A 24,392-nucleotide genomic window follows, 5' to 3' on the forward strand; every position below is an offset into this window, starting at 1 on the left:
GAAAGGTCCTCTCATGAATTCTTCCCTTAAGTCACCGTCTGTCTCCTTTGTGTTTGGAATTCTGCTGACTCTATTGCTGCAGATTACTTCAATATCAGCAGGTGAGCCCGTCCCTGAGGGCTGGCAACAGATTGCAATGCGCAAACCGGTCAAGCCGGAGTTCAGCTATCTCCCCCAGGGTTCCTTCGATGGTAAAGGGGCGCTGGCAATCTCTGCTGCTCCTGACCAGACAGAATCGCATGGAGCGTGGGTAAAATCATTCCCGATCAAGGGAGGACAGGGATATCGCTTTCATGTCTGGAGAAAAACCGAAGGACTCGCTGTTCCGCGTCGAAATGCAGTCGTCAAAATCACATGGCTCGATGAAAAAGGAAATCTGATTCCTTCGCGCGTCCAGGGGGCCGATGACAGAGTGAGACCCGTTTTCCCCGCAGATGGAAATACCAACAAAGCAGGCTGGACAGAAGTAACTGACGTGTATCCTGTCCCGACAGAGGCGACGCAAGCCAAAGTAGAACTGCATCTCCGCTGGGCCGGTCAGGGACGCGTTCTGTGGAGTCTGCCGGAATTGAATCCTGAAGCTGCTCCCGCGCAGCGAATCATCCGACTGGCATCCGCTCATTTGCGTCCCCGCAATGGAAAGTCAGCGATGGAGAACTGCCAACAGTTCGCTCCACTGATCGCAGAAGCCGGTAAGAAACAGGCTGACCTGATCTGTCTTCCGGAGTGTCTCACCATGTGCGGTACAGGCCTGGATTACGCAGATGTGGCTGAACCGGTCCCCGGCCCTTCAACCGAATATTTCGGCAAACTCGCGAAGGAATTTAATCTGTATATTGTGGCAGGCCTGCTGGAACAATCGGGAGACCTCGTTTATAACACAGCGGCTTTGATCGGCCCTGATGGGAAGCTGGTGGGTAAATATCGGAAAGTCTGTCTTCCCCGCGAGGAAATTGAGCACGGAATCTCGCCAGGAAAAGAATATCCGGTTTTTGACACCCGCTTTGGGAAACTGGGAATGATGATCTGCTGGGATGTTCATTTCCCTGAAGTGGCCCGGAACCTGGCCAATAATGGCGCTGAAGTCATTGCCATGCCGATCTGGGGCGGCAATCCGACACTCGCCAAGGCACGCGCCATCGAAAATCAGGTCTTTCTCGTCACCAGCACCTATACCGATCCCGACCGAGACTGGATGAAAACAACGATCATCGACAAGGAAGGCAAGATGCTCTCGATCGGCAAAGACTGGGGCACACTTGTGATGGCAGAGGTAAATCTATCACAGCCGAAGCTCTGGCGTTTCCTGGGGAACTTCCGCGAGCGGATCTACCGTGAGCGTCCCGTGGAAGGTTTTGTTGAGCCGACGGAAACACGCTAGTTAAAACCGTTAGTCAACGGGGATTTCCCGGACCACTCTGAATGCACCGCGCGAAGGTGTCTCTGGTGGTCCATGACCGCGAATATAGGAAGTCATCTGGCCAGCGGGTTGTTGAAAGCCGCCCCCACGACGTACCCGTTCGCTGCCTTCTGCGGGACCGGTTGGGTTTTCGGAGGGAGAGTTGCGGTAATAGTCGGCGGCATAGAAGTCCTGGCACCACTCCCACTCATTTCCGTAGATGTCGTAAAGCCCGAATGCGTTGGGCTGCTTCTGTTTTGCAGGATATACTTTGCCCTCAGAATTCCCCTGGAACCACGCATACTGTGCCATATCCTCAGGGCTATCCCCAAAAAACCAGGGGGTTTGTGTTCCCGCCCGGCAGGCATACTCCCATTCCGCCTCAGTGGGAAGCCGATAGATAGTCCCCGTCTTTCGAGAAAGCCATTCACAAAACGTGACAGCATCATTCCAGCTGATATTGACGGCCGGCGCTGTTTTCTGCACAGGTAGCTCACCGAGATTCTTCCAGTAATAATTTCCCGACCGATTCCAGCTGCCACCAGCCATTCCGTACCCGCCAGCCCGTTCTGCATCGGTGCGATAGCCGGTTTCATCAACGAAACTCTGGAACAACTGATTAGACACTTCAGTCGTCCCGATATAAAAAGGGCGTGTCAGTTTCACAGGATGTGTTGGCGCGTCATAGGCAACGGGATCTGTCTCTTCCGTTCCCATGATGAACTCACCGGGAGGAATTAAAGTCAGGTCGAGCATCACCGGCTCAGGACCATCAGAGATTTTCTCACTGGCCTGAGCAGGCAGTTGAACCTGTTTTGCATACTCTGCCTGAATCGTTCCGGCATCGAGCTGACCCGACTGACCTGGAGTCGTCTCCAGAGGACCAGCAGTCGAGTCTTCTGTCAACTGACGTTGCGGATTCCTGAACAGGAACATAAGCAGTACTGCTGCTGCGACCGCAGCGCCCCCCCAGATCAAGCCACGCCGTCTGCCTGCAGGAAGTGACTGGTGTTGCACAGTGGTTCCTGCCATCACCGTGTAATCGGATACCGCAGGGTAATCGGATACCGCAGGCTGCTCCCTTGTCGTCTGACTGGCCCAGGCTTCTGCTGCAGTCGTTGCCTCTGTCTGGAAATCAGCAGACTCAGCAGCAGGGAGCATAACTGTCTGCTCTGCATCGTAGCTGAGATTGAAATTTTGCAGATCCTGCAATAAATCGCTCACGCTCGAATAACGCTCGTCAGGTTCCTTGGCCAGCATCTTTGAAAAAATCGCATCAAAGTCAGTTGGCACCTGGTTGCAGACGCTCGACAAGCGAGGAATCGGCTGTTCCTTGTGCGCGAGTATCCGCTCGACTGTCGTCTCCCCGGAGTAAACGGGTTTCCCCGTCAGCAGGAAATAGAATGTGCAACCCAGGCTGTAAATATCAGAGCGATGATCGGCTAGCCTGGTATTCCGTGCCTGTTCGGGGGCCATGTAATCAATAGTCCCCATGAATATCTGACTGGAGGTGAGTTCGGTCTGTTCTCCGTTAGTGAGAATGTCCGCTGATGATTCCTGCAGGCGGGCCAGCCCCATATCCAGGATTTTCAGATCTCCCTGATCATCGACTAAAATATTCGCCGGCTTTATATCCCGATGAATCACCCCCTGGGAATGGGCATAATCCAAGCCTTCCGCGATCTGTTGCAGACAATGCAACGCGTCTGCAAAATCAAGTGGTCCCGAATCCCGTACCAGTTGAGTAAGACTTTCACCATCGATGTATTCGCAGATCAGATAATGGATTCCCTGTGATTCCCCGGCATCGTAAGCGGTTACAATATGGGGATGAGAGAGGCGAGCGGCGGTCTGCACTTCTCGCTCGAATCGCTTCAGCCGTTCCGGATTCTGATCCAGGTCGGCGCGAATGACTTTCAGGGCTACAAGCCGTTTCATCCGCCGATGAATGGCTTTATAAACCGTCCCCATGCCCCCTGAACCGATCGGTTCCTGGATCAAATATTCGCCAATCAACAACGGACGGCATTCCGGTTCAAGCAGCACCTGACTCTGATAAGTCGTCAGTCGACCGGACTGAGTCAGCAACTCCGCCATTTCATCTGCAGACGAAGGTAATTCAACCATTTCGAGAATTTCGGTCAGTTCAGAGGCAGCCAGGACCCCGGACTGAATAATCCGCTCCCTGTAGGACTCTATGGAATTTCCCTGAGAGCCTGATGACAGATCGTTCGCTTTTGCAGGTTTGAGTTCAGCTCTGGCCGTTCCAATCGTTTCCAATAACCAGTCCTGGTCCAGCAGGGGAAACGGCTGCAGATAGTCGCTGACCTGCGGAATGTCACCAGTCTGAATCCGGTGCTCGATTTCCAGCGGTATCAGTTCTTTTAGAATTACTTCGCGATATTCGACGGCAACATGATCCAGCCAATCTGTAATTGACGGTAGATCTCCCTGCCTGAGCTCTATTTCAAACTGATCACACAACTGATTGATTTTGAGCATCAGATCTGAAGGGAGCTGTTCGAAATCTGTTCCATTTCGCGACTTCACAAATTGCAATCCTCTTGCCAAAGACGGGTAATCAGCTGAAGCTTCCGTTCAATCGTACGACGGGCACAACCCAGCTGTTCGGCAATTTCAGTTGTAGTTTCCCCTTCCATTTTGGCTAACGCAACCTGTCTTAAGGTCGAATCGCCGGTTTTGTCCAATAAATCGAGCAGGCGTTCCAGTTCCTCGGCCAGTTGGACAGTGAATTCAGGGGAAGGTTGACTCTGAATAATCTGCTCAAAATCAACGGGTGTACTTTGTTTGTTGCGTTCCGACTCTGTGCCGCTGGCACCACTGCCTCCCCGTTTTTTCCGATTCTCATGGCGTATCAGGTCAACGGACTTATGCGAGGTAATTGCCACCAGGAGCGGCCACAGGTTTTCTCGATCGGTGACCTGAGAAAAGCGGCCATTCTGCGCTCCCAGACAAAAACTTTTAAAAGCACTGAGCGCGACATCTTCTTCATCAGCCACGGCGCGTGGTGCCCCCTGCAGCTTTCTGCGGGCCACTTCCACCATTTCCAGAAAGTAGGATTCCCACAGCCGCTGCGCAGCGCGCGCATCGCCCGTTTTTAACTGATCGATCCACTGTGTGACAGTCTCTTCGATTAAAGACATTCGCGACTGTTTTCCTGAAAATGAAACTCTGTCCTGGAACACTGAATTATATCGTATGCTGAGACGGTGCAACAGCTTAGACCGCTTTTCCGTGAAACAGAATTATTTTCACAAATTTTGTCGCAACTTCATATTTGCTGTCGAATCTCCTGCAGAGACTTGAACGATAAAGCGAGAACAAAGAGAAGTTTTCAGAGTCGGTATATCGTGTCCCCTTCGATAGAGAGAATCAACATGCGAAAATCGCAAACTGGAAGTGCCCGACTACTTTACTGGATGCTCATCATCCTCCTGATGGCAACGAAGTTCATTACCAACACTCAGGCCCAGTCCCGAAACAACACGAAAGATGATCTGCAGTCGCTCAGCGATGACTTTGATGATCCTTCCACTCTCAAAAACTGGATGCGCATCTTTGAAACCGAACAGACAAACGCCGATCAACTGGAACGGTTTGATATTTCGCAAACCCGTAAGGGCTGGATGGTCATGATGCCTTACAGTAGTACCTGGTATATGGATTACCGGGGAATCCTAGTCTACAAACAGATCAAGGGAGACTTTGTCGTCACATCTCAGATTCGCGTCGCCCGGCGGGGGGGAGATGGTGCACCGCGCAGCAATTATTCGCTGGCAGGACTTATGATTCGGACCCCGCGACAGGTCACTCCGCAAACATGGAAACCGGGTGGGGAAAACTACATCTTTCTTTCACTAGGTGCAGCCAATCGTCCAGGAAGCTATCAGTTCGAAGTCAAGACGACTGTCAACAGTCGCTCGAAACTCGCTGTCACAAACGCAGGCACGCCGATGGCTCAGATTCAGATTGCCCGAATCGGCGATGATTTCATACTGCTGAAAAAGACTCCTGATGGAAACTGGAACATCCATCAGCGGTATCGTCGAACTGACATGCCCGCAGAACTTCAGGTAGGACTGACGGTCTACACCGATTACAGTACCGCATCCCGCTTACAGCCATTACAGCAAAATACGCAGGTCATTAAGAACGGTCGCCCCGATCTGGTCGCGGGTTTTGACTATGTCCAGTTTCAACGCCCTCAAATTCCTGAAGAACTCAACGGAAAAACACTCAGCGATCCCCGCGCTGTTTCTGATGCAGAACTCCTGCAGTTTCTGGGAGAACAGGCCCTTAATAAATAAGGTTATGTAACATTCTGGCACCTAAATTCGCTATACTGTCGGTTTGCAATTGATTCCGTCTGGGGCTTATAATCTGCTTTGGTCTATCAATTTACGGAGTTTGTCCGTTCACATAGCTCTGAGCAAGCCCTCAGTGAATTTACGACAGGAGTCAGGCAGTATGCGCTTATTACCTCAATCACTTCTGGTCCTCACCGGTTTAGCAATCACATTGCTTCCCGCCATCAGTCGTGCCGAAACGAAACCCACCAATGGCGTGCTGGTAGAAGCAGAGAGTTTTAACCAGCATGGCGGCTGGAAACTCGATACGCAATTCATTCACATCATGGGGTCCCCTTATCTGCTCGCTCACGGGTTAGGACAGCCCGTTGCTGATGCAGAAACCACGGTGAAATTTCCGGAAACGGGAACATACCGGGTTCTGGTCAGAACCAAAGACTGGGTCGCTCCCTGGAAAGCGCCTGGATCTCCTGGCCGATTCCAGTTGAAAATTGATGGACAGCCTCTCAAAGAAACATTCGGTACGAAAGGCGCCAAATGGTTCTGGCACGATGGCGGGACCGTTGAGATCACAAAACCGGAAGTCAAACTCACCTTACATGATCTGACCGGTTTTGAGGGACGCTGCGATGCAATTCTGTTTACACGAGATCTGAATTACCAGCCCCCCAATGATCTTTCTCCCATGGATCAGTGGCGTAAAAGCATGCTGGGACTGCCTGCGGAACCTGAAGTGACCGAGCCTTACGACCTGGTCGTTGTCGGTGGGGGATACTCTGGGATGGGCGCTGCCATCTCCGCCGCGCGCATGGGTTGTAAAGTCGCCTTGATTCAGAATCGTCCGGTTCTGGGAGGTAATGGAAGCTCTGAAGTACGTGTCTGGGCACAGGGACTGGTGCGTCGTGGTAAATATCCACATATTGGTGAAATCATCGCCGAATTCGCTGATTCCGCCGCCGCCTCTCCCGGGACCTATGAAGAGTATGGAGACAAGAAAAAAGAAGCCATCGTGCGGGCCGAGAAAAATATTGACCTCTTCCTGAACACGCATGCTTTCGCAGTCAAAAAAGAGGGAGACGCCATCCAGAGCGTTACTGCTTTCAATACCAAAACCAGTAAACGGACTGAGTTCCGCGGCAAACTGTTTGCTGACTGCACCGGTCATGCGGAAATCGGTTATCTCGCAGGCGCAGATTATTATACGCACGATAAAGGCCACATGGGAATGAGTAACATGTGGACCTGGAAAGAAGCAGAACAGCCTCAGTCCTTCCCTGACCTGGAATGGGCACTCAATCTGAATATGGACGATTTCCCCTACCCGAAACGCTTTCATGGCGAGTGGTTCTGGGAAAGTGGTTTTGACAAAGACCCCATTCAGGATCTGGAATCAATGCGGGACTGGAATTTTCGTGCCGTCTATGGTGCCTGGAACGCGATGAAGAATAAAGGGGGCAAGGACAAGCATGAGAATGCCGTGATGACCTGGATGGCCTATATTGGGGGTCCTCGTGAATCCCGTATGCTTCGGGGAGATGTTATTCTGCGTCGGAAAGATATCGTCGCAAAAGTTGATTTTCCCGATGGATGCGTTCCCAGCACCTGGTCTATCGATCTGCATTACCCCAAGAAGCAGTACATGCAGAAGTATCCAGAAGATCCTTTCATCTCACAGGCCGTCTTCGATCGCAGCGTCGATCGTAAGCGAGGCTATCCGATTCCTTACCGCTGTTTCTACTCACGGAACGTACCGAACCTGTTCATGGCGGGACGCTGCATCAGCGTAACGCATGAAGCGCTGGGTACAGTACGTGTGATGAAGACTGGTGGAATGATGGGAGAAGTCGTCGGGAAAGCAGCTGCTGTCTGTGTTGAGAAAGACTGTCAGCCGCGTGCTGTTTACACTGACTATTACAAAGACCTGGAAAAACTAATGGCCCGCAAGGGTATCGAACGGCGTGACACAGTCGACGGTAAGTTTTACACACCTGAAAACTCTCAGGAATTACCGCCAGTAATTGACCCCTACATCGATCCGGCAACGCTCCCCGGGATGGTCATCGACGATGAAAACGAAAACGTTCAGTTCGTTGGCAAGTGGACTAAAGGTGAAGGTCTCAAGGGTTATATCGGCAACCACTATGTTTATCATGGGAAGGGTAAAAAAGCGGAAATCCACTTCAAATTTGAGGTCGCTAAAACCGGAAAATACGAAGTCCGCCTCGCTTATGGCCACCATGAAAACCGGGCGACGAACACACCTGTGACAGTTCGCTCAGCCGATGAAACCAAGACCGTAAAGATTAATCAGCGGATCAAGCCTCCCCTGCCTCATGGTTTTATCTCACTGGGTACCTTCGAGTTTAAACAGGGGCAACCTGTCGAAGTTATCATGTCGAATACGGGTGTCGATGGTAATGTGCATGCTGATGCGATTCAGGTCCTTCCGGTAGACTGATTCACTCTGACTTTGCACAATCTGGGCACACAGAAGCCGCTTTACGCAACATCAACAGAAAAGTGAATCCCACCAGTGTCTGACTGGTGGGATTCTAAGAGAGAAGGATGACCGAGTTACCTCTAGTCTCTCAGCCTGCGCCACGCCCCCGGCCAGCCAGTCGTCTCAGATCTTTCTCGTTGAAACTCTATCGTCTTACGGTTCTGATTCTGATTGTCTGGCTGATTCGCGATTACTACATCCGGATTCGTGTTCAAGGTAAGGCTCCCGTAGAACTGCATGAAGTGAAAGCTATCCTGCCCGGGGCAGAATCGCTGAGTGTCGATCATTCAGACCGCATGGGGCTCTTTGTCCTGGATGAAAATAACCAAACCATCGGCTACGCCATCCGCACTTCACCTGTTTCTGATGAGATCATTGGTTATTGTGGGCCCTCCGATACCCTGGTCGTCTTTGAACAGAAAACGGGGAAAGTAGCAGGGCTGGCGATTCGCTCAAGTGGTGATACGACCTCGCATGTCAATGATGTTCGCGCAAACCAGTACTTCATGGACCGCTGGAAAGAATATGCCTGGGACCAGATCGCGGGGCTCGATCTGGAACGAGGTGAAATTGAAGGGGTATCTGGAGCAACGATGACCAGCATGGGACTGGCATATGCCATCCGAAATCGCATCCGATACTCGAAGCAGCAGGAGCAGTCTGTCACTCCCTTTCGTTTTGCAGCGAAAGACGCATTTCTCATCTCATTTACTGTAGGGGCCTGCCTGCTGACGTTCACACGACTGAAGCGATTTCACTGGCTGCGAAAACTGTTCAAAATTGCTGCGTTCATTTACCTGGGATTCGTCACAGGAGATCTGCTGGCGGAATCTCTATTCGCCGGCTGGGCCAAGTATTCCGTACCGTGGCGACAACTTTCTGGTCTGGTCTTACTGGCCGGAGCTGCGATATTGGTCCCCTGGAGTTCCCGGCGGAATATTTACTGCCAGACTTTATGCCCACATGGCACAGCCCAGGAATTCCTGGGAAAAATTGTCCCTCATCAAAAGAAGTTAAAAATCAGACCTGATGTGAAACGGGCCTTGCGCTGGATTCCTGGTTTGCTGCTTGGCCTGATCCTGGTCATCATCTTTCTCAAACTCCCCGTCGATCTGGCAGAACTGGAGGCTTTCGACGCTTATCTGCTGACGTCCGCGGGAATCGCTTCGATTGCCATCGCTGTATCTGGACTGGTGGCGTCGATCTTTGTTCCACAGGCCTACTGCCATTATGGATGTCCCACGGGGACAATTTTTGAATTTGTCCGCTCACATGGCCGCGCCGATCATTTCGGAAAGAGTGATTTCGTAGCAGGTCTCTTTTTAATGTTGGCGCTGACCCTCAATCAGTATGCCGAACAGTTCCAGCAACTGTTACTGCAATAGACTCAGTCACTAATACTTTCCGGTGGCATCATCTTTAATCTGATGTCGCAGAAGCGCTTTACTCACGATATTGACCAGTTTCTGTGGCTTGTATGGCTTCTTGAGGAAATGCACGATCTCAGAGCCTTCCATCTGGTCTGAGATGTCGTTTTCACTGAGACCACTCGTCAGGATGACGGGAATATTGATCTGGAGTTCCTGGAGCTGCCTGAGAGTTTCGACGCCACTCATTCCGGGCATGGTCATATCCAGTAAGACCACGCTGATGGAGTCACGATTGCGCTCGTAAACCTCGAGCCCCTGTGCGCCTGAGTTGGCAAGCAGTACGGAAAACCCAAAGCGCTTGAGCACATTTGTCACCACATTACAGACCGCTTTATCATCGTCAATCACCAGGACATAACCCACATCGGCAGGCACTACAGGGTCGATACTACTATCCGTGTTGACTTCCTCTTCCGCTTCAATCGAAACGGGAAGAATCACTCTGAAACAGGAACCACTCTCGACTGCAGATTGAACAAACAGTCCCCCATGGTGACCACGAATGATTCCGGATACCCCCGCCAGACCGAGCCCCCTGCCGGTGAATTTGGTAGTAAAAAATGGATCGAACATTTTCGACTGACAGTCTGCATCCATTCCACTTCCATTATCCTCGATTTCGAAGAAGACGAATCGTCCAGGGGTTACATTCTCGCAGAAATAATAGTCAGCAAAGTCATCCTGCCGCAGTTCGAGTAATCCCGTCCGAACGTTGATTTTCCCGGCATCTTTCTGATTCTGAATGGCTTCGGAAGCATTTGTCAGCAGATTTAAAACGACTTGTTCTATCTGACCGGTATCACCGTGAATCAGCAGAGAGTCTTTTGACAGGTTCAGATCGATATGAGCATTGGGAGAAATGATTGTTTTCAGAATCTCTACCGTTTCCCGAATGATCTGATTCAGGTTAAATGTTGTCGTTACAAATGTACGACGGCCAGAATAAGCCAGCAGCCGTTCGCAGATTTTGGTTGCATGTCTGGCTGCGATTTCAATGTTCTTCACATTCTGGCTGATGGGAGAAGTTTCCTGCAGTTCCATGAGCGCGAGATTGGTATTCCCGAGAATCGCCAGCAGCAGATTATTGAAATCATGTGCCACCCCTCCAGCAAGGACCCCCAGGCTTTCCAGTTTTTGTGCATGCAGCATCTGGGCATGCAACTGGTCTTTCTCCTCTTCCATCTGAATCCGGTCAGTGATATCACGAATCACCTGAATATATCCGGTGATTTGATTATCTGAGCGGCGCAGGGGAGTGATGATTGTCTCCCCTTGAAATGAAGTGTCATCGGTTCTCAGGTATTCCAGAATAAAAGGTTTCAGCACGTGTGAATTGGGATAAGAAACCCGGTTGAACTGAGCCTGGTAGTCGGCCTCTGACTTGACGAGTTCCCTGATCGGTCTTCCCAGCAGATCCGCCTCTTTGCACCGAAAATGCAGCTGAATTGATTCATTGCACATGACGATATTATGACTGCGATCAGTAACAATCATCACATCGGTGACTGAGTGAAAAATAGTCTGCAGCAGAATCCGTTGTCGATTTAACTGCTCGATCGTCTTCTTGCGGACGGTAACATCAATCGCCAGCCCGATACAGCCAATGATGTCCTCATGTGAGTTTCGCAAGGGCTCGATATGGATATCCAGAATCGTGTTCTGCAACTTTTGTTCAAAACGAACGGACTCTCCTTTCAGAGTTCGCTCATGCATGGCCGTCATGTAATGGGACACTTCTTCCGATTCATGAAATTCATAAATCGGTTTTCCAACTGCTTCATCCGGCTGCAGCCCTAACTGAGTCAATCCTGCGCCGACAATTGAGGTATAATGATTCTCCTTGTCTGTGGTCCACAGAATCGCAGGGATCTGCTCCATGATGATCCGCAGACGTGCTTCATTCTGCAAACGAATCTGCTGGGAACGTTTCAAGTCATCGATATCAATATGGGTTCCAATGACCTGAACCGGCTTCTGATGCGGGCTGTAAGCTGCTATTTTTCCGCGGGTCAGGATCCATTTCCAAGCTCCCGCTTTCGTCTTCATGCGGATTTCTGCTTCGTAGGAAGGGCTCTTTCCATCCAGATAATCTTTCAGTAGCCGAAGCGTTGGTGGTAAATCCTCCGGATGCACCAGGGATTGCCAGGCGGCAAAGCTGGCAGCAAATTCCCCTGGTGTGTAGCCGAGCATGGTAAACCATTTATCATCAAACCGGGCCTGTTTAGTGATCACATCATAATCCCAGAGGCCGATTTCCGAGCCACGGGCCGCCATGGTGATTCGCAGCTCACTCTCTTTCAGTTTGCGTTCTGCGTACTCACGACTCAGTTCTGCTGCCGCCCGATAGGTGTAACTTTTAATGGCCGGGATTTCACAGAGGTCTTCGTAGATAGGACGGTCGCCCAACATCACGAGATGCCCCTGCACTGCACCATGTTTGTCGACCATCGGCAGGCTGAAATAGGATTCGATTTCATATTCCTGCAGGAACATATCTTCCGGATAATGCCGTGCTACATTTTGACAGACACTGTAAGGTTCCGTACCGATCGCATCGGCACAGGGAGTCCCTTTGACCTCATACTCAAAATCGGGAACCAGTTCCCCGTCGAAACAAGCCCCCACTGTCTGACACTTGCCTATTCGCTGGTTTCCTGGTTCAAAATGAAATGTCTGATGTTTGACCAGCAGCACACATTTCAGTTTCAAAGCTTCTGCGAGAGTTGTCACGAGACGTTTGAAGAACTCGTCCCCGGTTACATCACTGGTTGCGCTGGTCAGCAGATGATGCAGTCGCTCGTTCTGACGTCTGGATGTAATTTCATCGATCAACCAGAGACTGGATTCTTCTTGAGCAGGTAAAGTTACTTCACACAAACACTGATTGCCGTCATGACAACTGGACCAGAACTCTACCTGAGCGGGGTGTACCGCAGATTCAGGTAATGGATTGGGCTTCAGCGTGAGTAACCGTGTAACGTTTTCCTCGAAGACTTCCGGGTGATCTTCGGAGCTCCCTAATAAGGCATTGGCACGTTCATTGAAATACAGACTGCCAGTCTGTAATAAGACTGCGCCGGAAGGAATACTTTCGAGTATTGATTTAATACAGGTCGTTTCACTCTCGGCAGTGTATGCATCTTTTCGCGGTTCAAGTGTATTCTGAGTCGAATCGATACGGAACTGATTTAGTTTCACTTTGCCGGAACCAAACTTGAACTTCATCCATACTACTCCCGGGTATCCTACTGATGCTCAAACTGCCAGCCTGCATTATACAACTCGTTTGCTCTATTTAACATAGGTATGCGTATGCTACAAAATCGGGATTCGGTCCGATATCCCAAAATTCGATTCGCGATCGATTTGAATCATAAAAAACACCTGGTGCTCAAAGGTTCCGATTTGTGGCTGTCAAAGAGACCAGAGTTATAGAGACATCTCGATTTATATTAGAGCGAGTGGCGAATCCAGGTGGCTAAGACGCCTGTCTGGCAGAGATTCAGAAATAGCAGGCGAATGCAGTGTGAAACCGACTTCACACTGTTTGAAAGGAAGGACTAGAGTACCATCCCTGGCTGCTCTTCACTATAAGGTCGGTTTGGGAGCGACAAGCGGTGCGTTGTCGGCTTTCTGCTCTGGTACATAGGGATGCGTTTTCTGCCACTCTTTCCAGAATGGGGCGGCATGCGTATTTCGCCAGAGCGCCAGGGCGTTGCCCACATGGCTGTAGAAGGTGTATTTCTGCAGAATTTCCTCTTCTGAATGTGATGTGGTATTCTGAATGATCCACTTGGCGGCTTTCACAATCTGTTCATGAGGCGGATGCAGTTCTTTGGGGGCGATCGCCAGCCACTCCAAATGATGTCCGGTGGCAATCACGTTTTTATACTCAGGAATCTCTTCGGGATGCGTGAGAGCCGTTTTGCCTTCCATCCAGTTCGCGGGCCAGTGTCCATCCTCAAACTGGCAGACGCTGATCAGATCACGTACTTTTTCCAGGTAAGCATAACCTTCCGCGCGAACCGAGTCCGAAAGAATATCATACTCGTCATCCAGGCGAATCAGTAACATTACGGAGTACACGCGATGTGTACCGACGCAGACACCAAATCGCTTATCGCCGCGAATCAGTCGCTGGACAATCTGGTCAAACGAAATCGTGCGGCCATCACTTGTTTTCCACTGTTTTACTGGCGGAATCCAGAGACCAAAGGCCATCGCTGACCACTCTACTTCGGGCTCATCCAGATGAAAATCACGTAATGACTGCTGAATGACATCGTTGACGGTCATATCACGCTGTGCCGGTGCAAACACGTGCTCGTCACGATGAATGCCCGCTTCGGTCAAGGATGCCAGCCAGTGATCGTGATGTACCGAACCGCCGATCTCTGTTCCCCAGCGAATCGAAATGCCCGCAGGTTGATCTACGAGCAGGGGATCAGCTTCGTCTCCCCAGGATGCAAGGAAACGGGCATGATCGATCAGGAAGTCCCGCATTTCAACTCCCGAGACTATACTTGGATCTTCAAAAGTCGATTTAATACTCCAGGTGCGCAGGGCATGTTCCACATGATTGGGTTTCATATGCTTGCGTGGAAATTTTGGGCGTACCTGCTTCAATACCGCCGCCAGTTCCTCGTCTGTCACCACTGTCGGATCGTTGTAGAAGGGTTTTACCCGAAGTGGCAGTTCGCGTTCAATTTTCACTTCCGGATAGAAGGTTTCCTGCAGAAACACCTCATCGAATGACTGACGTGACTCGCGTGATCCCAGGGAGTATGCAGCACCAAAGGCGATGACAACCACAACCTGAACGGCAATCAGAGTTTTTGAGGACAACTTGCGTGACTTCATGATAGATCTCAAAATAGATGATTAAACTACGGAATAATTTCTGAAACGGATCGGTAATCGAATGCTATTTAATGGGGTCTGCTCTTAATAAAACCACCGACCGACCATCTTTATACCCCACGCGCCAGACGCCTTCTTTAGTCAGACTCTTCATCAGCGATTCTCGACGTGGCAGGTCCAGCACGATTGTGTTCACACCGTAACGATCCAGCAGTTCTTCTGTATCGCCTGCGCGATTACTGATCCGCAGGTAATGATTCCAGACTTCACGGGGCAGCAGATGCACGTGTGAATTGGCAAATATGTTTAGATTCTCGGGGCCCGCCCAGAGCAGATAGTCTCCCAGTTCCATGGAATTAAAGAGCTGTCCCTGAATCTGCTTTTCTTTCAGATATTCGACCGCCCCAATCGGGGTATATTCGGAGACACTCCGCTTGAAATCAACCAGTTTCCCATGCAGCATGAAAGAGCCCATGGGAGTGATCGCAAAACAGATCCAGACCATACCGATCGACACAATCGTCCATTTCCCTGCACAGAAGACTTTGCCCCCCGAGGGATCAGCGAGTCGTTTTAATTTCCACCTGCAGATGGCAGCGCCGTGAATCGCCAGGTAATAAGCGGCGATGGGAGCCCACCAGATAATCATCCGGGAACTCCACATGGCGGAGACACCCAGTCCAACCAGGAGCAGCACTTCAGTTGTAGAAATACGCCGAGGTGTAAAGCGGCTGGCGATAACAAGAAGTAAAGCAATGAGCGCCGCAGTCTTGCCCTGATACATCCGCAACGTCAGCGGATTCCATTCGATCAGGTCGGCCAGATTCGGATTCGATGAGAACGAAAAGACTTCACTGTATAACTGCAATCCATAGGGGTTGAGCAGTACCGCGACAGCAGACAGTTCCAGCAAAATCAGGTAGCGCCGAGTCACATTGTCGCCCAGCATTGCCTTCCAGTTCCGCGCTTTCCAACTGACATCGACAGCACGCCCGACCAGAAAACAGCCGATCAGTCCCAGACCAACGGGAAACGAGCCATGCAGATTTGCCCAGAAAACAAACAGCAACGGGATCAGAACCCAGTTCGCCTTTTTCCAGGTTCGCGAGGTCATGCAGAAAAACAACGTCACAAAGCAGAGCAATCCGGCCAGTTGAGGGCGGACAATCCCGAGTTGTTTCCAGTCGCATAACAGAAATCCTGCGACACAGAGCATACTCCAGACAAAGCTTCCGGTTCGTTGCTGAACACGGTACAGCAGGAGCGTCATACAAGCCGTAATGGCGGCTGCGTACAGAAACTTAATTCCCGCGACTCCCGCTATGTCGAACATTTTAAAAGCAGTAATCTGGCTGAGCCAGGCGGTATCGATGAATGACATTCCCGACGCCAGAGGCATAAAGGGTGCGAAATCCGGGATACTCCCCGTCTCCCAAATCAGTCTGCCATAGGCCAGGTGTCCCCAGATATCGGTATGCCACAGCGGCATCGAACTGAACAAGACAAAGGCCAGCGAAAGTACACAGACCGAGAAGAACGTGAACCGGGAAACGCGGACTGCTTCCGGAAAGCGATCGACGAGGACGGCATCCTCTTCGAGTTCTTCAGGGGTATTCTCGTTGGTGGACTCGTTTTGATTTTTCAAAGCAGTGGCCATAATCAATTGATCGTGATACGAGGTTTCTATTTACATCATAAGCGGTACCGGTTCAGCAGACGAGGTCGTTCCGTTAATTGCCTGATTCATCTAAAACCAGTGCGGGGGACGCCTTATCAGAACCTGTAGCGCAGCATGACAGGAATTATGTGTACTGATAGCCTAGTTCAAACAGTCCCACCACGGAAAAACCAGTTTGGCGAATCGAGACCGTCGCGAAAAATCAACATGTGTTGCTGTCGATTCTGATGTTTCTGTGCAATATATCGATTTTGACGATTTCAGCACTGACTCAAAGCGTGACGCCTTCGACGGCACTCTGGGGAGAACCGGGATCCACTGGTGGCGCGGTCAAGTCCTGGGGCTTAAGAGTTCCGGTTTGAGGTCCCTGCTCTTTCAAGAACAGCAGTTCCTCCGCGGGACCTTTACCACCTCGCTCGGGAGCGAGATCGGTCTGCACCATTTCCACCTGCGCCAGTTGCAGACGATCTGACCAGGCCTCAGACTCATCGCCAAAGATCTCGTCCACCATGGCCCGTGCCTGTGCTTTCTGGTCTTCGGAATGGAACTGTTTCCAGATCAGCCTCGCCAGCTCTACACCTTTCTCATAGCTTCGATTCCGCTTGAGAGACTTGAGAATGGTCTCCCAGGAACCAAAGGGGACTGACTCGGTACGATACAGGCTCAGCGCGAGTTCTGCACCAATTTTTGGTTCGCCTGGTGACAGATCGACCCCTTTTTGTAAATAGGTAATCCGCTGCCCCAGGTCCTCGGTATGACGCGCCAGGTACCAGTAATACTTTCCATTCCAGTAAGGATGACAGACCAGCCAGGTCGCCGGGATTAAAGCCAGATGTAACGCGACAAACGCAAACCGGAACAGGCTCTTCCAACGCGAGTGATTGACCACCACCACTCCCGCCAGAAGTCCATACAGGAACCCGGTCACATGGGCGGCATTCGCGATATTCAGGATTCCCAGATAGGTCAGTACAAAGCAGAGTAAGAGCCAGCCCAGGCCCCAGTGGATTTCTCGATCGGTAAACACTTCAGCAATGTGCTCATCGGTCTTACGTAACAGAATCAGCATGCCAAACATCGCAAACGCGGCTCCCGACAACCCCACGGCATAGTGCTCCCAGTAGTACTCAGGCAGCAGGGATACGAATGTCGCGACAATCAGAAACAGCGCGTAAATCCAGTTACGCATCACCGGTTCGATCAGATGACCCAGAAAGCCGATTGCGAGGCAGTTCATCACCAGATGCAGCAAATCTCCATGATGAAAACCGCTGATCAGAATCCGCCACCATTCTCCCGCCCAAAGATCGAAGGGTCCCCCCGTTGGATAATCCTTCTCTTCAATCAACGGATGGTCGTGTACAAAGACCAGTGGCTGAACGGCTCCCAGTTTCCAGAGCGCATCATCAAAATCACTTTGACCAGCTGAATTGTGGTTGATGCGATAAACCTGAACGGCGATGAATAACCCGACTGCAATCGCGATAAAGGCTGCAGTGACAGGAAAGCGGGAACAGAAACTTCTGATAGAATGCAACATTGACTCTTAATAAATAATCCGACAGGGACTTGGTTCACTCCAGCTCAAGAATAGCTGATTTTCGCGGATTTGACACCTGAAAAGAAATCTCAGCCCGGGAACTTCATAAAAAAGATCGCTCTTCCCCCAATTCTCGATTTCCGCTACAAAATGCCACCCTAATCAAGAGATTTTTTGATCCTGAAGAACATGCATTACTCCGGCTTAAATCGCATTCCCTGGTCCCTGCTCTGCTGCATCCTGATTCTGATGGGTTGTGGTCTGGCAGGAATTGCGCGCGGCGATGAACTGGCTGGACAGGGACATTATTTCCAGAAACAGTGTGTCTGGATCCTGATCTCACTTGCGGCACTGATCGGCACAATCCTGTTTCCCTACCGTAATCTGCGGAGCATCAGCTATCCCCTGTTTCTAATGACGTTGATCCTGCTGATTGCCGTCTTTTTTATTCCTGCCGTGAACGGTTCCCGACGCTGGATTCCGCTCGGCTTCTTTAAATTTCAACCCTCGGAACTGGCGAAGATCACGTACATCCTGGCTCTGGCCCATTATCTGATGTACCGCAAGAATTACCGACGGATCCCGGGTTTGATTGTCCCGTTCATACTGACCTGTGTCCCCGTCATCCTGATTCTACGTGAACCAGACCTGGGAACCTCCCTGCTGTTCTTCCCGATTCTCTTCGCCATGCTGTTTTCCGCAGGAGCCCGCCCACGGCATCTGATCACCATCGTGTTCCTGGGAATCTGCATGCTGCCACTCCTCTGGCTCCAGATGAATCCCGAGCAGAAATCTCGTATCGTGGCACTGTTCACGCAGCGTGATGGAGGCGAGATGCCGCGTGGAGACGGCTACCACCTCTACCAGTCAAAGCAGATGCTGGCACTGGGGGGCGTCTGGGGAAGCGAGATTGCCGGCATGCCCGTCGATGATCCTGCGGCCTACCACCTGCCTGCGGGTCGTACCGACTTCATTTTCTGTCTGGTTGGCGAACGGTTTGGCATCATGGGCTGCCTGTTTGCGCTGGCGGTCTTCAGCTTTCTCTTTATCCGGGGATTGCAGATCGCGACAGCAACCCGCGAGCCCTTTGGTCGACTGGTCGCAGTGGGGATAGTCACGCTGCTCGCGTCGCAGACAATCATCAATACGGGAATGACCGTCGGCCTCATGCCCATCACCGGGATGACGCTTCCTCTGATGAGTTACGGCGGGACCAGTATGCTCAGCACCTGCCTGGCTCTGGGATTGTTGATCAATATCTGTATAAGGCCCGGCTATGAAATTCACGCTGAACCATTCCGGTTCTAAGCCTCTCCCATTCCCCGGAGGTGTTCTCAAATCAGTATCCGCTGCCTTGAGATTTCAAAATCACGCATTTTGTCCAGCCGTACACATTTCCGGTCATTTCAGTTTGGATACAATAGAGAATTAGCTCAACACATAAGCCTGTTGAGAAATGCTTTCAGCGCCTGATAAAGTTGCAACCAGAATGACCGAAGACCAAGAACTCAATTCTGCGCGATCCCGAATTGAAGCTGCCTTTGATCCGGAATTACTCTCCGCCGCCAGCCAGACATTAGCGGAACTACTGACGACACATGCCCGTTCTCTGACTGAACCGGACACACCAGTGTTAAACTGGCAGTCTCCAGCAGAAAATCTGAAACAGGCACTGGAGCAATTGTTACAGGCGCCGACTGAAGAGAGTGTCGACTCCGATATTACAAATCGGATTCAGAATTTCCGCCTGCTGGCTAAGACGATGCTGGATCGGGGACACAATCTGCAAAACCCCCGCTATATTGGTCACCAGGTACCGGCTTCCGTCCCACTGGCCGGCCTGTTTGATGCGATCACAGCTGTGACGAATCAGGTCATGGCGGTCTACGAAATGGGCCCCTGGGCTACCGCCGTCGAACTGGCCCTGATTGAGATGATTGGCACCGAAATTGGATTCACACCTGGTGAATTTACCGGACTGGTAACACATGGTGGCTCACTGGCCAACCTCACAGGCCTCCTGGCAGCCCGCAATCAGAGTTGCCCGGAAATCGGAACTCTGGGCCCTCAGGCACAACTAGATGCTGCTCCCGTCCTGCTTGTTTCCGCGGATGCCCACTACAGTGTGACCCGCTCAGCGAATATCCTGGGGATCGGAACCGAGCAGATTCTCAAGATTCCCCTTGATGAACAACGTCGAATCCAGCCTCAGGCTCTGGAAGAATTGATTCTGCAATGCAGATCGGAACAGCGGACGATCATCGCTGTGGTAGCCTGTGCCTGTGCGACTCCTATAGGAGCTTTCGATCCACTGGAACAGATCGCTGACCTGTGTGAAAAGTACAAGGTCTGGCTGCACGTCGATGCTGCCCATGGGGGCCCCACCTGTTTTTCAGAGCGTCACCGACACCTGACACGTGGTCTGCACCGGGCCGACAGTGTCGTATTTGATGCTCACAAAATGATGTTCATCCCCGCATTAAGCGCCTTTCTCTTTTTTAAGAACAAAGCGCACCGGTTCACCGCGTTTCAACAGCAGGCCCCTTATTTGTTCGATCCATCTGCCCCTGAAATCGCCGATTATGACCTGGGTTTGCGAACGATTGAGTGCACCAAACGGGCCAACAGCTACGCACTCTGGGGGACCTGGGCCCTGTTTGGAAAACAGATCTTTGCCGATCTGGTTGACGTCACCTTCGAGACCGCACGTACGTTTCACAACCTGCTCAAAGAGATGCCGGACTTTGAAGCGGTGCATGATCCGCAGTGTAATATTGTTGTCTTCAGGTATTTGCCTGACTGGCTGGCAGCCCTGCCTCTGGAACAGCAGAATATGATTCACTTCCGAGTGCGACGCCAGATCATCGAATCCGGGGAATTCTACATTGTTCATTCCGTACTGGATGGTCAGGCAGCGTTTCGAATTACAGTGATGAATCCTCTCACGAAAGAATCGCACCTCAGACAACTGCTGAACTCGATTCAAACAAAAGTCGAAAAGTTCAAGGACACCATTCCTGCTTCTGTCCAGACCGATCATTGTGAACAGACTTGACAATTTGTGATCAGATCGAAAGAATCGTCGCTCGGAAAAGACAAGAACATTGTCACAGGTTATAATACAACCTGTTTTAAACGTTTCGATTGATATTACCAGTTTGTGAATTCGAATTCCAAACGGAGAGATGAGACCATGAGCGGCCCCATTGTTCGTACCGGCACAACTCCCAAGTTCTGGGAAAACTATGATAAAATCTTTGGTGAATCCGACAAAAAGGGAACCAAAAAGAAAGCAGCTAAGAAAAAAGGAAGTACCAAGAAAAAAACAGCTTCCAAATCCGCTGCCAGCAATAAGAAAGCCCCAGCGAAGAAATCTCCTGCCAAAAAAGTAACCGCGAAAAAAACTCCGGCTAAAAAAGCTGCGAAGAAAAAAGCAAAGAAGAAATAACACGGCCAGGCGACTTGCGCAGTCCCTGTACCGGTTAAACCCGATGGCTTAATAAGGTGCTCAAGTTCAGTGACCTCTGAATCCACAGCGACTAAAACATCACCTCCAGCCATCCTGCTCATCCTGTTGATTGCCGGTTCCTTCGCCGTCGATTCCTTTCTCCGGTTTCCGATCCCCGGCACTAATGAGCCGCACTACCTCTGCAAGGCGAAACATTACTGGAATCCCCAATGGTGCGAAGGAGATTTCTTTCTTGAATCTTCCAACGCACACCGATTCTTTTATCAAGTTGTGGGATTCTTCACGCAGTGGCTCACACTGACACAGACAGTCGTCATTGCGCGACTGACGGGTTGCCTGCTGCTGGCGATCGGCTGGTTTCGACTGCTGCGCGTATTGACCCCAGGAACCTGGTCTCCCCTGATCGCCGCTGCGCTCTATCTTGGCATCGCCGCCTTCGGCAACTTTTCAGGGGAATGGATTATTGGCGGTATCGAATCCAAGGTATTCGCTTACGGTTTTCTGTTTTTAGCTCTGGCCAATGCCTGTGAACAGCACTGGAATCGTGCCGGAGTTTACCTGGGGCTGACGATCTGCTGGCATCCCATAGTGGGAGTCTGGGGACTGCTTTGTGCTCTCTTTGCGTTATTATGCTACGCGGTCGTACAGCGAAAGTCACTCAATCGAACCTCGCTGGGGCTGACCATCAGTCAGGCCATTCCGGCCATCGGCTGGCTCATTCTCTGTTCTCTGCCGGGCCTGATCCCTGCATTGAGTCTACTCCAGGGGGGGACTCCCCGGGAAGAATTTTCGGCGAACTTCATCCAGGTCTTTTACCGGCTCAAACACCACCTGGATCCCATGGATTTCGACACCTTCAGTTATCTGCTGTATGGGTCGCTGCTCGTAGCCTGGCTGATATTTCGTAGAAGGGAAAGCTCAGACTTTCAGTTGCGTTTCTTCCAGTATTTTATCGCGGGGACTCTCGGCCTGGCCTGTGTTGGACTTCTACTGGGAGCAGGACCACGCCCAGCGACTGACATGCCTTATTACGCCTTCCGAATGTCGCTATTGAAGTTCTATCCCTTTCGCCTGTTTGATTCACTGCTGCCCCTGGCGGTGACGGTTACAGTTATTAATGTGATCTACCAGCGTTGTTTCGCTCCCACTGAGAATGCTGCTGGAAGTCAACAGGGAAGTTCGCGAATTGCTGTCGTGACAGTCGGCCTGCTGAGCCTGGCATTGTTTGGAGGAGTTTTCTATTCCGCATGGGCCAAACCCCCGGTCCACAAGATGACGGCGCAACAACGTTCAGACTGGCTGGATGCCTGCCACTGGATCGAAGAAAATACCCCCGAATCAGCTCTGTTTCTGACTCCAATCCACCAGTCTGATTTTAAGTGGTACGCGCAACGCCCCGAATATGTAACCTATAAAGACTGTCCCCAGGACGCGCCAGGCATTGTGGAATGGAATCGGAGGCTGAAATACCTTCGAAAATGGGGACAGGATTACTATAATGAAGGCTTTGACGATGAAGCCCTCCAGGTGCTGAAACGGGAAACTGGAATCACACATTTGCTGGTGAAACGCCTGGGCCCATTTAAAACCATCGAACCTGTTTATCAGAATCCAACCTATAAGATCTACCAACTTCCCTGAATCCTTCCACTTAATGGTTTCACTCATGCACACACAAGATCCCGCTGTCCTACGCCGCCCCTGGAAAATGACACTGTGCTCAACCGTCCTGTTGTTCGTACTGTCTCCCGCTCTCAGCCCCGGTCTGAAACCATTTGACTCAACGCTGCAAGCTCAGCCACCGTCGGTTAAAACGGGAGACTGGCCCTATTTTCTTGGACCAGAGGAAACAGGTATCTCTGCAGAAACCGGTCTGATCGATGAATTCCCCCGACAGGGACCTCCCCTGCTCTGGGAGAAAAAAATCGGAACGGGTTACAGCGCACCTTCGGTTCTGGGAAATCGACTCGTGATTCATCATCGGCCAGACGATGATGGGCCCGGCAAGGAAGTCATCGAATGCGTCGATGCCGATTCAGGAAAGCCGCTCTGGAAGTACGAGTACCCCTCTGACTTCCATGATCCATATGGTTACAATAACGGCCCCCGCTGCTCTCCCCTGTTGACATCGAAGTACTGCTACACATTTGGGGCACAAGGCAAACTGTATTGCCTGACACTCGATAAGGGCATAGAAGTCTGGCATCGTGATTGTCTGAAAGATTTCGATGTACCTCCCGGCTTCTTCGGCGTTGGTGCCACACCCATCCTGGAAGGTGACAAACTGATTGTAATGGTCGGTGGTAAACCGAATTCCGGAATGGTCGCCTTCGATCCTGAAACAGGAAAAACACTCTGGCAGAACGTCGGTAAGGATGTGTGGGATGGAACATCCACCGGCTGGGAACGACTTCCCGTATATAAGTGGCGGGGAAATGAAAAGCTTTCCAGCTACTCCTCACCGATTGCAGCGACGATTCACGGCAAGCGACACCTGCTGTGCCTGATGCGTCAGGGGCTGGTCTCACTCAATCCTGACGATGGTTCCGTCAATTTCAAATACTGGTTCCGTTCGCTGCTGCGAGACTCTGTGAATGCTGCCCGGCCCGTGGTCGTTGATGACAAGATCTTTTTGTCAGCAGCCTACCAGGTGGGATCGGCGTTGCTCGAAGTGAACCCGAATGGGAAGAGCTACAAAGAACTGTGGCGTGATCCCACCAACATGATGACTCACTGGTCGACCAGTATTTTTCACGACGGATATTTCTACGGCTTCAGTGGTCGTCACGAACGCGGGGCAACCATGCGGTGTGTGAAGCTCTCAGACGGAAAAGTCATGTGGGAAACCGATGGGACCTCACCGGTCGCAGATAAGGTCAAACCGAATCAGATCACCGGAAAATTTCAATGGATCGACACCGGCAAGCCGGCCCCCTGGCCTTTTTACGGACGCGGCTCAGCAATCCTGGCGGATAACAAATTCATTGTGCTGGGAGAACGCGGCACTCTGGCCATCGTAAAAGTAGACCCGGAAAAATTCAGTGAAGTCTGCCGGACCTCGTTCCCCCAGATCACATACCCTGCATGGGCGGCACCGGTGCTGGCTCACAAGAAACTTTACCTGAGAAGTGAATCACACCTGATCTGTCTGGACTTTGCGAAAAAGTAAAATAGCTCTCCCGGACAAC

15 protein-coding genes are annotated in these 24,392 nt (G+C 51.2%); 9 read left to right on the forward strand and 6 right to left on the reverse strand.

The features are described 5' to 3' along the window. Positions 1-13: 13 nt before the first annotated feature. Complete coding sequence (locus tag HG66A1_RS17125) at positions 14-1,381, forward strand: carbon-nitrogen hydrolase family protein (protein WP_145186507.1); 1,368 nt, start codon at positions 14-16, stop codon at positions 1,379-1,381. A gap of 9 nt (positions 1,382-1,390) precedes the next feature. On the opposite strand, the gene HG66A1_RS17130 is transcribed toward HG66A1_RS17125, so the two are convergent. Then, positions 1,391-3,949 (reverse strand): bifunctional serine/threonine-protein kinase/formylglycine-generating enzyme family protein, encoded by a 2,559-nt coding sequence (locus HG66A1_RS17130; protein WP_145186510.1) that lies wholly within the window; start codon positions 3,947-3,949, stop codon positions 1,391-1,393. Then, positions 3,946-4,563 carry an ECF-type sigma factor gene (locus HG66A1_RS17135; protein WP_145186514.1) on the reverse strand — a complete coding sequence of 206 codons (618 nt, stop codon included), beginning with the start codon at positions 4,561-4,563 and terminating at the stop codon, positions 3,946-3,948. Before HG66A1_RS17135 ends, HG66A1_RS17130 begins: the two co-directional genes overlap by 4 nt. A 234-nt stretch (positions 4,564-4,797) precedes the next feature. Between HG66A1_RS17135 and HG66A1_RS17140 the strand changes: the two genes are divergently transcribed. The 3 genes from HG66A1_RS17140 to HG66A1_RS17150 all read left to right on the forward strand — a co-directional run bounded on the left by HG66A1_RS17140 (position 4,798) and on the right by HG66A1_RS17150 (position 9,612). Continuing rightward, the gene (locus tag HG66A1_RS17140; protein ID WP_145186517.1) at positions 4,798-5,727 is read left to right on the forward strand and encodes a hypothetical protein; all 930 of its coding nucleotides are present in this window, start codon (positions 4,798-4,800) and stop codon (positions 5,725-5,727) included. Positions 5,728-5,887: 160 nt separating this feature from the next. Beyond that, the gene (locus tag HG66A1_RS17145; protein ID WP_145186520.1) at positions 5,888-8,185 is read left to right on the forward strand and encodes an FAD-dependent oxidoreductase; all 2,298 of its coding nucleotides are present in this window, start codon (positions 5,888-5,890) and stop codon (positions 8,183-8,185) included. Positions 8,186-8,292: 107 nt separating this feature from the next. Further along, on the forward strand, positions 8,293-9,612 hold the full coding sequence (locus tag HG66A1_RS17150; RefSeq protein ID WP_145186523.1) for a 4Fe-4S binding protein: 1,320 nt from the start codon (positions 8,293-8,295) through the stop codon (positions 9,610-9,612). Between the two features lie 9 nt (positions 9,613-9,621). Here the strand turns inward: HG66A1_RS17150 and HG66A1_RS17155 are convergent, their stop codons facing one another. The 4 genes from HG66A1_RS17155 to HG66A1_RS17170 form a co-directional block, all read right to left on the reverse strand. Then, the gene (locus HG66A1_RS17155; protein ID WP_145186526.1) at positions 9,622-12,882 is read right to left on the reverse strand and encodes a PAS domain S-box protein; all 3,261 of its coding nucleotides are present in this window, start codon (positions 12,880-12,882) and stop codon (positions 9,622-9,624) included. Positions 12,883-13,245: 363 nt separating this feature from the next. Continuing rightward, the gene (locus HG66A1_RS17160) at positions 13,246-14,517 is read right to left on the reverse strand and encodes a hypothetical protein (protein WP_145186529.1); all 1,272 of its coding nucleotides are present in this window, start codon (positions 14,515-14,517) and stop codon (positions 13,246-13,248) included. A 64-nt stretch (positions 14,518-14,581) separates the two neighbouring features. After that, positions 14,582-16,174, reverse strand: a complete 1,593-nt coding sequence (locus HG66A1_RS17165) for a hypothetical protein (RefSeq protein WP_145186532.1) — start codon at positions 16,172-16,174, stop codon at positions 14,582-14,584. A 292-nt stretch (positions 16,175-16,466) separates the two neighbouring features. Continuing rightward, a complete protein-coding gene (locus HG66A1_RS17170; RefSeq protein WP_145186535.1) occupies positions 16,467-17,735 on the reverse strand; it encodes a rhomboid family intramembrane serine protease in 1,269 nt (422 codons plus the stop codon). 174 nt (positions 17,736-17,909) lie between these two features. On the opposite strand from HG66A1_RS17170, the gene HG66A1_RS17175 reads away from it, so the two are divergent. The 5 genes from HG66A1_RS17175 (at position 17,910) to HG66A1_RS17195 (ending at position 24,373) form a co-directional block, all read left to right on the forward strand. After that, the gene (locus tag HG66A1_RS17175; protein WP_232106596.1) at positions 17,910-19,043 is read left to right on the forward strand and encodes an FtsW/RodA/SpoVE family cell cycle protein; all 1,134 of its coding nucleotides are present in this window, start codon (positions 17,910-17,912) and stop codon (positions 19,041-19,043) included. A gap of 181 nt (positions 19,044-19,224) precedes the next feature. Further along, entirely contained in the window at positions 19,225-20,790 is a 1,566-nt protein-coding gene (locus HG66A1_RS17180; protein ID WP_197996637.1) for a pyridoxal phosphate-dependent decarboxylase family protein, read from the forward strand. Between the two features lie 138 nt (positions 20,791-20,928). Next, entirely contained in the window at positions 20,929-21,183 is a 255-nt protein-coding gene (locus HG66A1_RS17185; protein ID WP_145186544.1) for an RNA polymerase subunit sigma, read from the forward strand. Between the two features lie 69 nt (positions 21,184-21,252). Further along, complete coding sequence (locus HG66A1_RS17190) at positions 21,253-22,845, forward strand: DUF6798 domain-containing protein (RefSeq protein WP_145186547.1); 1,593 nt, start codon at positions 21,253-21,255, stop codon at positions 22,843-22,845. A gap of 25 nt (positions 22,846-22,870) precedes the next feature. Further along, positions 22,871-24,373, forward strand: a complete 1,503-nt coding sequence (locus tag HG66A1_RS17195; RefSeq protein ID WP_232106597.1) for a PQQ-binding-like beta-propeller repeat protein — start codon at positions 22,871-22,873, stop codon at positions 24,371-24,373. The last annotated feature ends 19 nt before the right edge of the window (positions 24,374-24,392 follow it).

The sequence above is a fragment of the Gimesia chilikensis genome (assembly GCF_007744075.1).
Taxonomy (GTDB): Bacteria; Planctomycetota; Planctomycetia; order Planctomycetales; family Planctomycetaceae; genus Gimesia; species Gimesia chilikensis_A.

Excerpts from the sequence above, each read along its gene's own strand:
- HG66A1_RS17125 (WP_145186507.1), top strand. The coding sequence starts at position 14 with ATGAATTCTTCCCTTAAGTCACCGTCTGTCTCCTTTGTGTTTGGAATT.
- HG66A1_RS17135 (WP_145186514.1), bottom strand. The coding sequence starts at position 4,563 with ATGTCTTTAATCGAAGAGACTGTCACACAGTGGATCGATCAGTTAAAA.
- HG66A1_RS17140 (WP_145186517.1), top strand. The coding sequence starts at position 4,798 with ATGCGAAAATCGCAAACTGGAAGTGCCCGACTACTTTACTGGATGCTC.
- HG66A1_RS17145 (WP_145186520.1), top strand. The coding sequence starts at position 5,888 with ATGCGCTTATTACCTCAATCACTTCTGGTCCTCACCGGTTTAGCAATC.
- HG66A1_RS17150 (WP_145186523.1), top strand. The coding sequence starts at position 8,293 with ATGACCGAGTTACCTCTAGTCTCTCAGCCTGCGCCACGCCCCCGGCCA.
- HG66A1_RS17155 (WP_145186526.1), bottom strand. The coding sequence starts at position 12,882 with ATGAAGTTCAAGTTTGGTTCCGGCAAAGTGAAACTAAATCAGTTCCGT.
- HG66A1_RS17160 (WP_145186529.1), bottom strand. The coding sequence starts at position 14,517 with ATGAAGTCACGCAAGTTGTCCTCAAAAACTCTGATTGCCGTTCAGGTT.
- HG66A1_RS17165 (WP_145186532.1), bottom strand. The coding sequence starts at position 16,174 with ATGGCCACTGCTTTGAAAAATCAAAACGAGTCCACCAACGAGAATACC.
- HG66A1_RS17170 (WP_145186535.1), bottom strand. The coding sequence starts at position 17,735 with ATGTTGCATTCTATCAGAAGTTTCTGTTCCCGCTTTCCTGTCACTGCA.
- HG66A1_RS17180 (WP_197996637.1), top strand. The coding sequence starts at position 19,225 with ATGACCGAAGACCAAGAACTCAATTCTGCGCGATCCCGAATTGAAGCT.
- HG66A1_RS17185 (WP_145186544.1), top strand. The coding sequence starts at position 20,929 with ATGAGCGGCCCCATTGTTCGTACCGGCACAACTCCCAAGTTCTGGGAA.
- HG66A1_RS17195 (WP_232106597.1), top strand. The coding sequence starts at position 22,871 with ATGCACACACAAGATCCCGCTGTCCTACGCCGCCCCTGGAAAATGACA.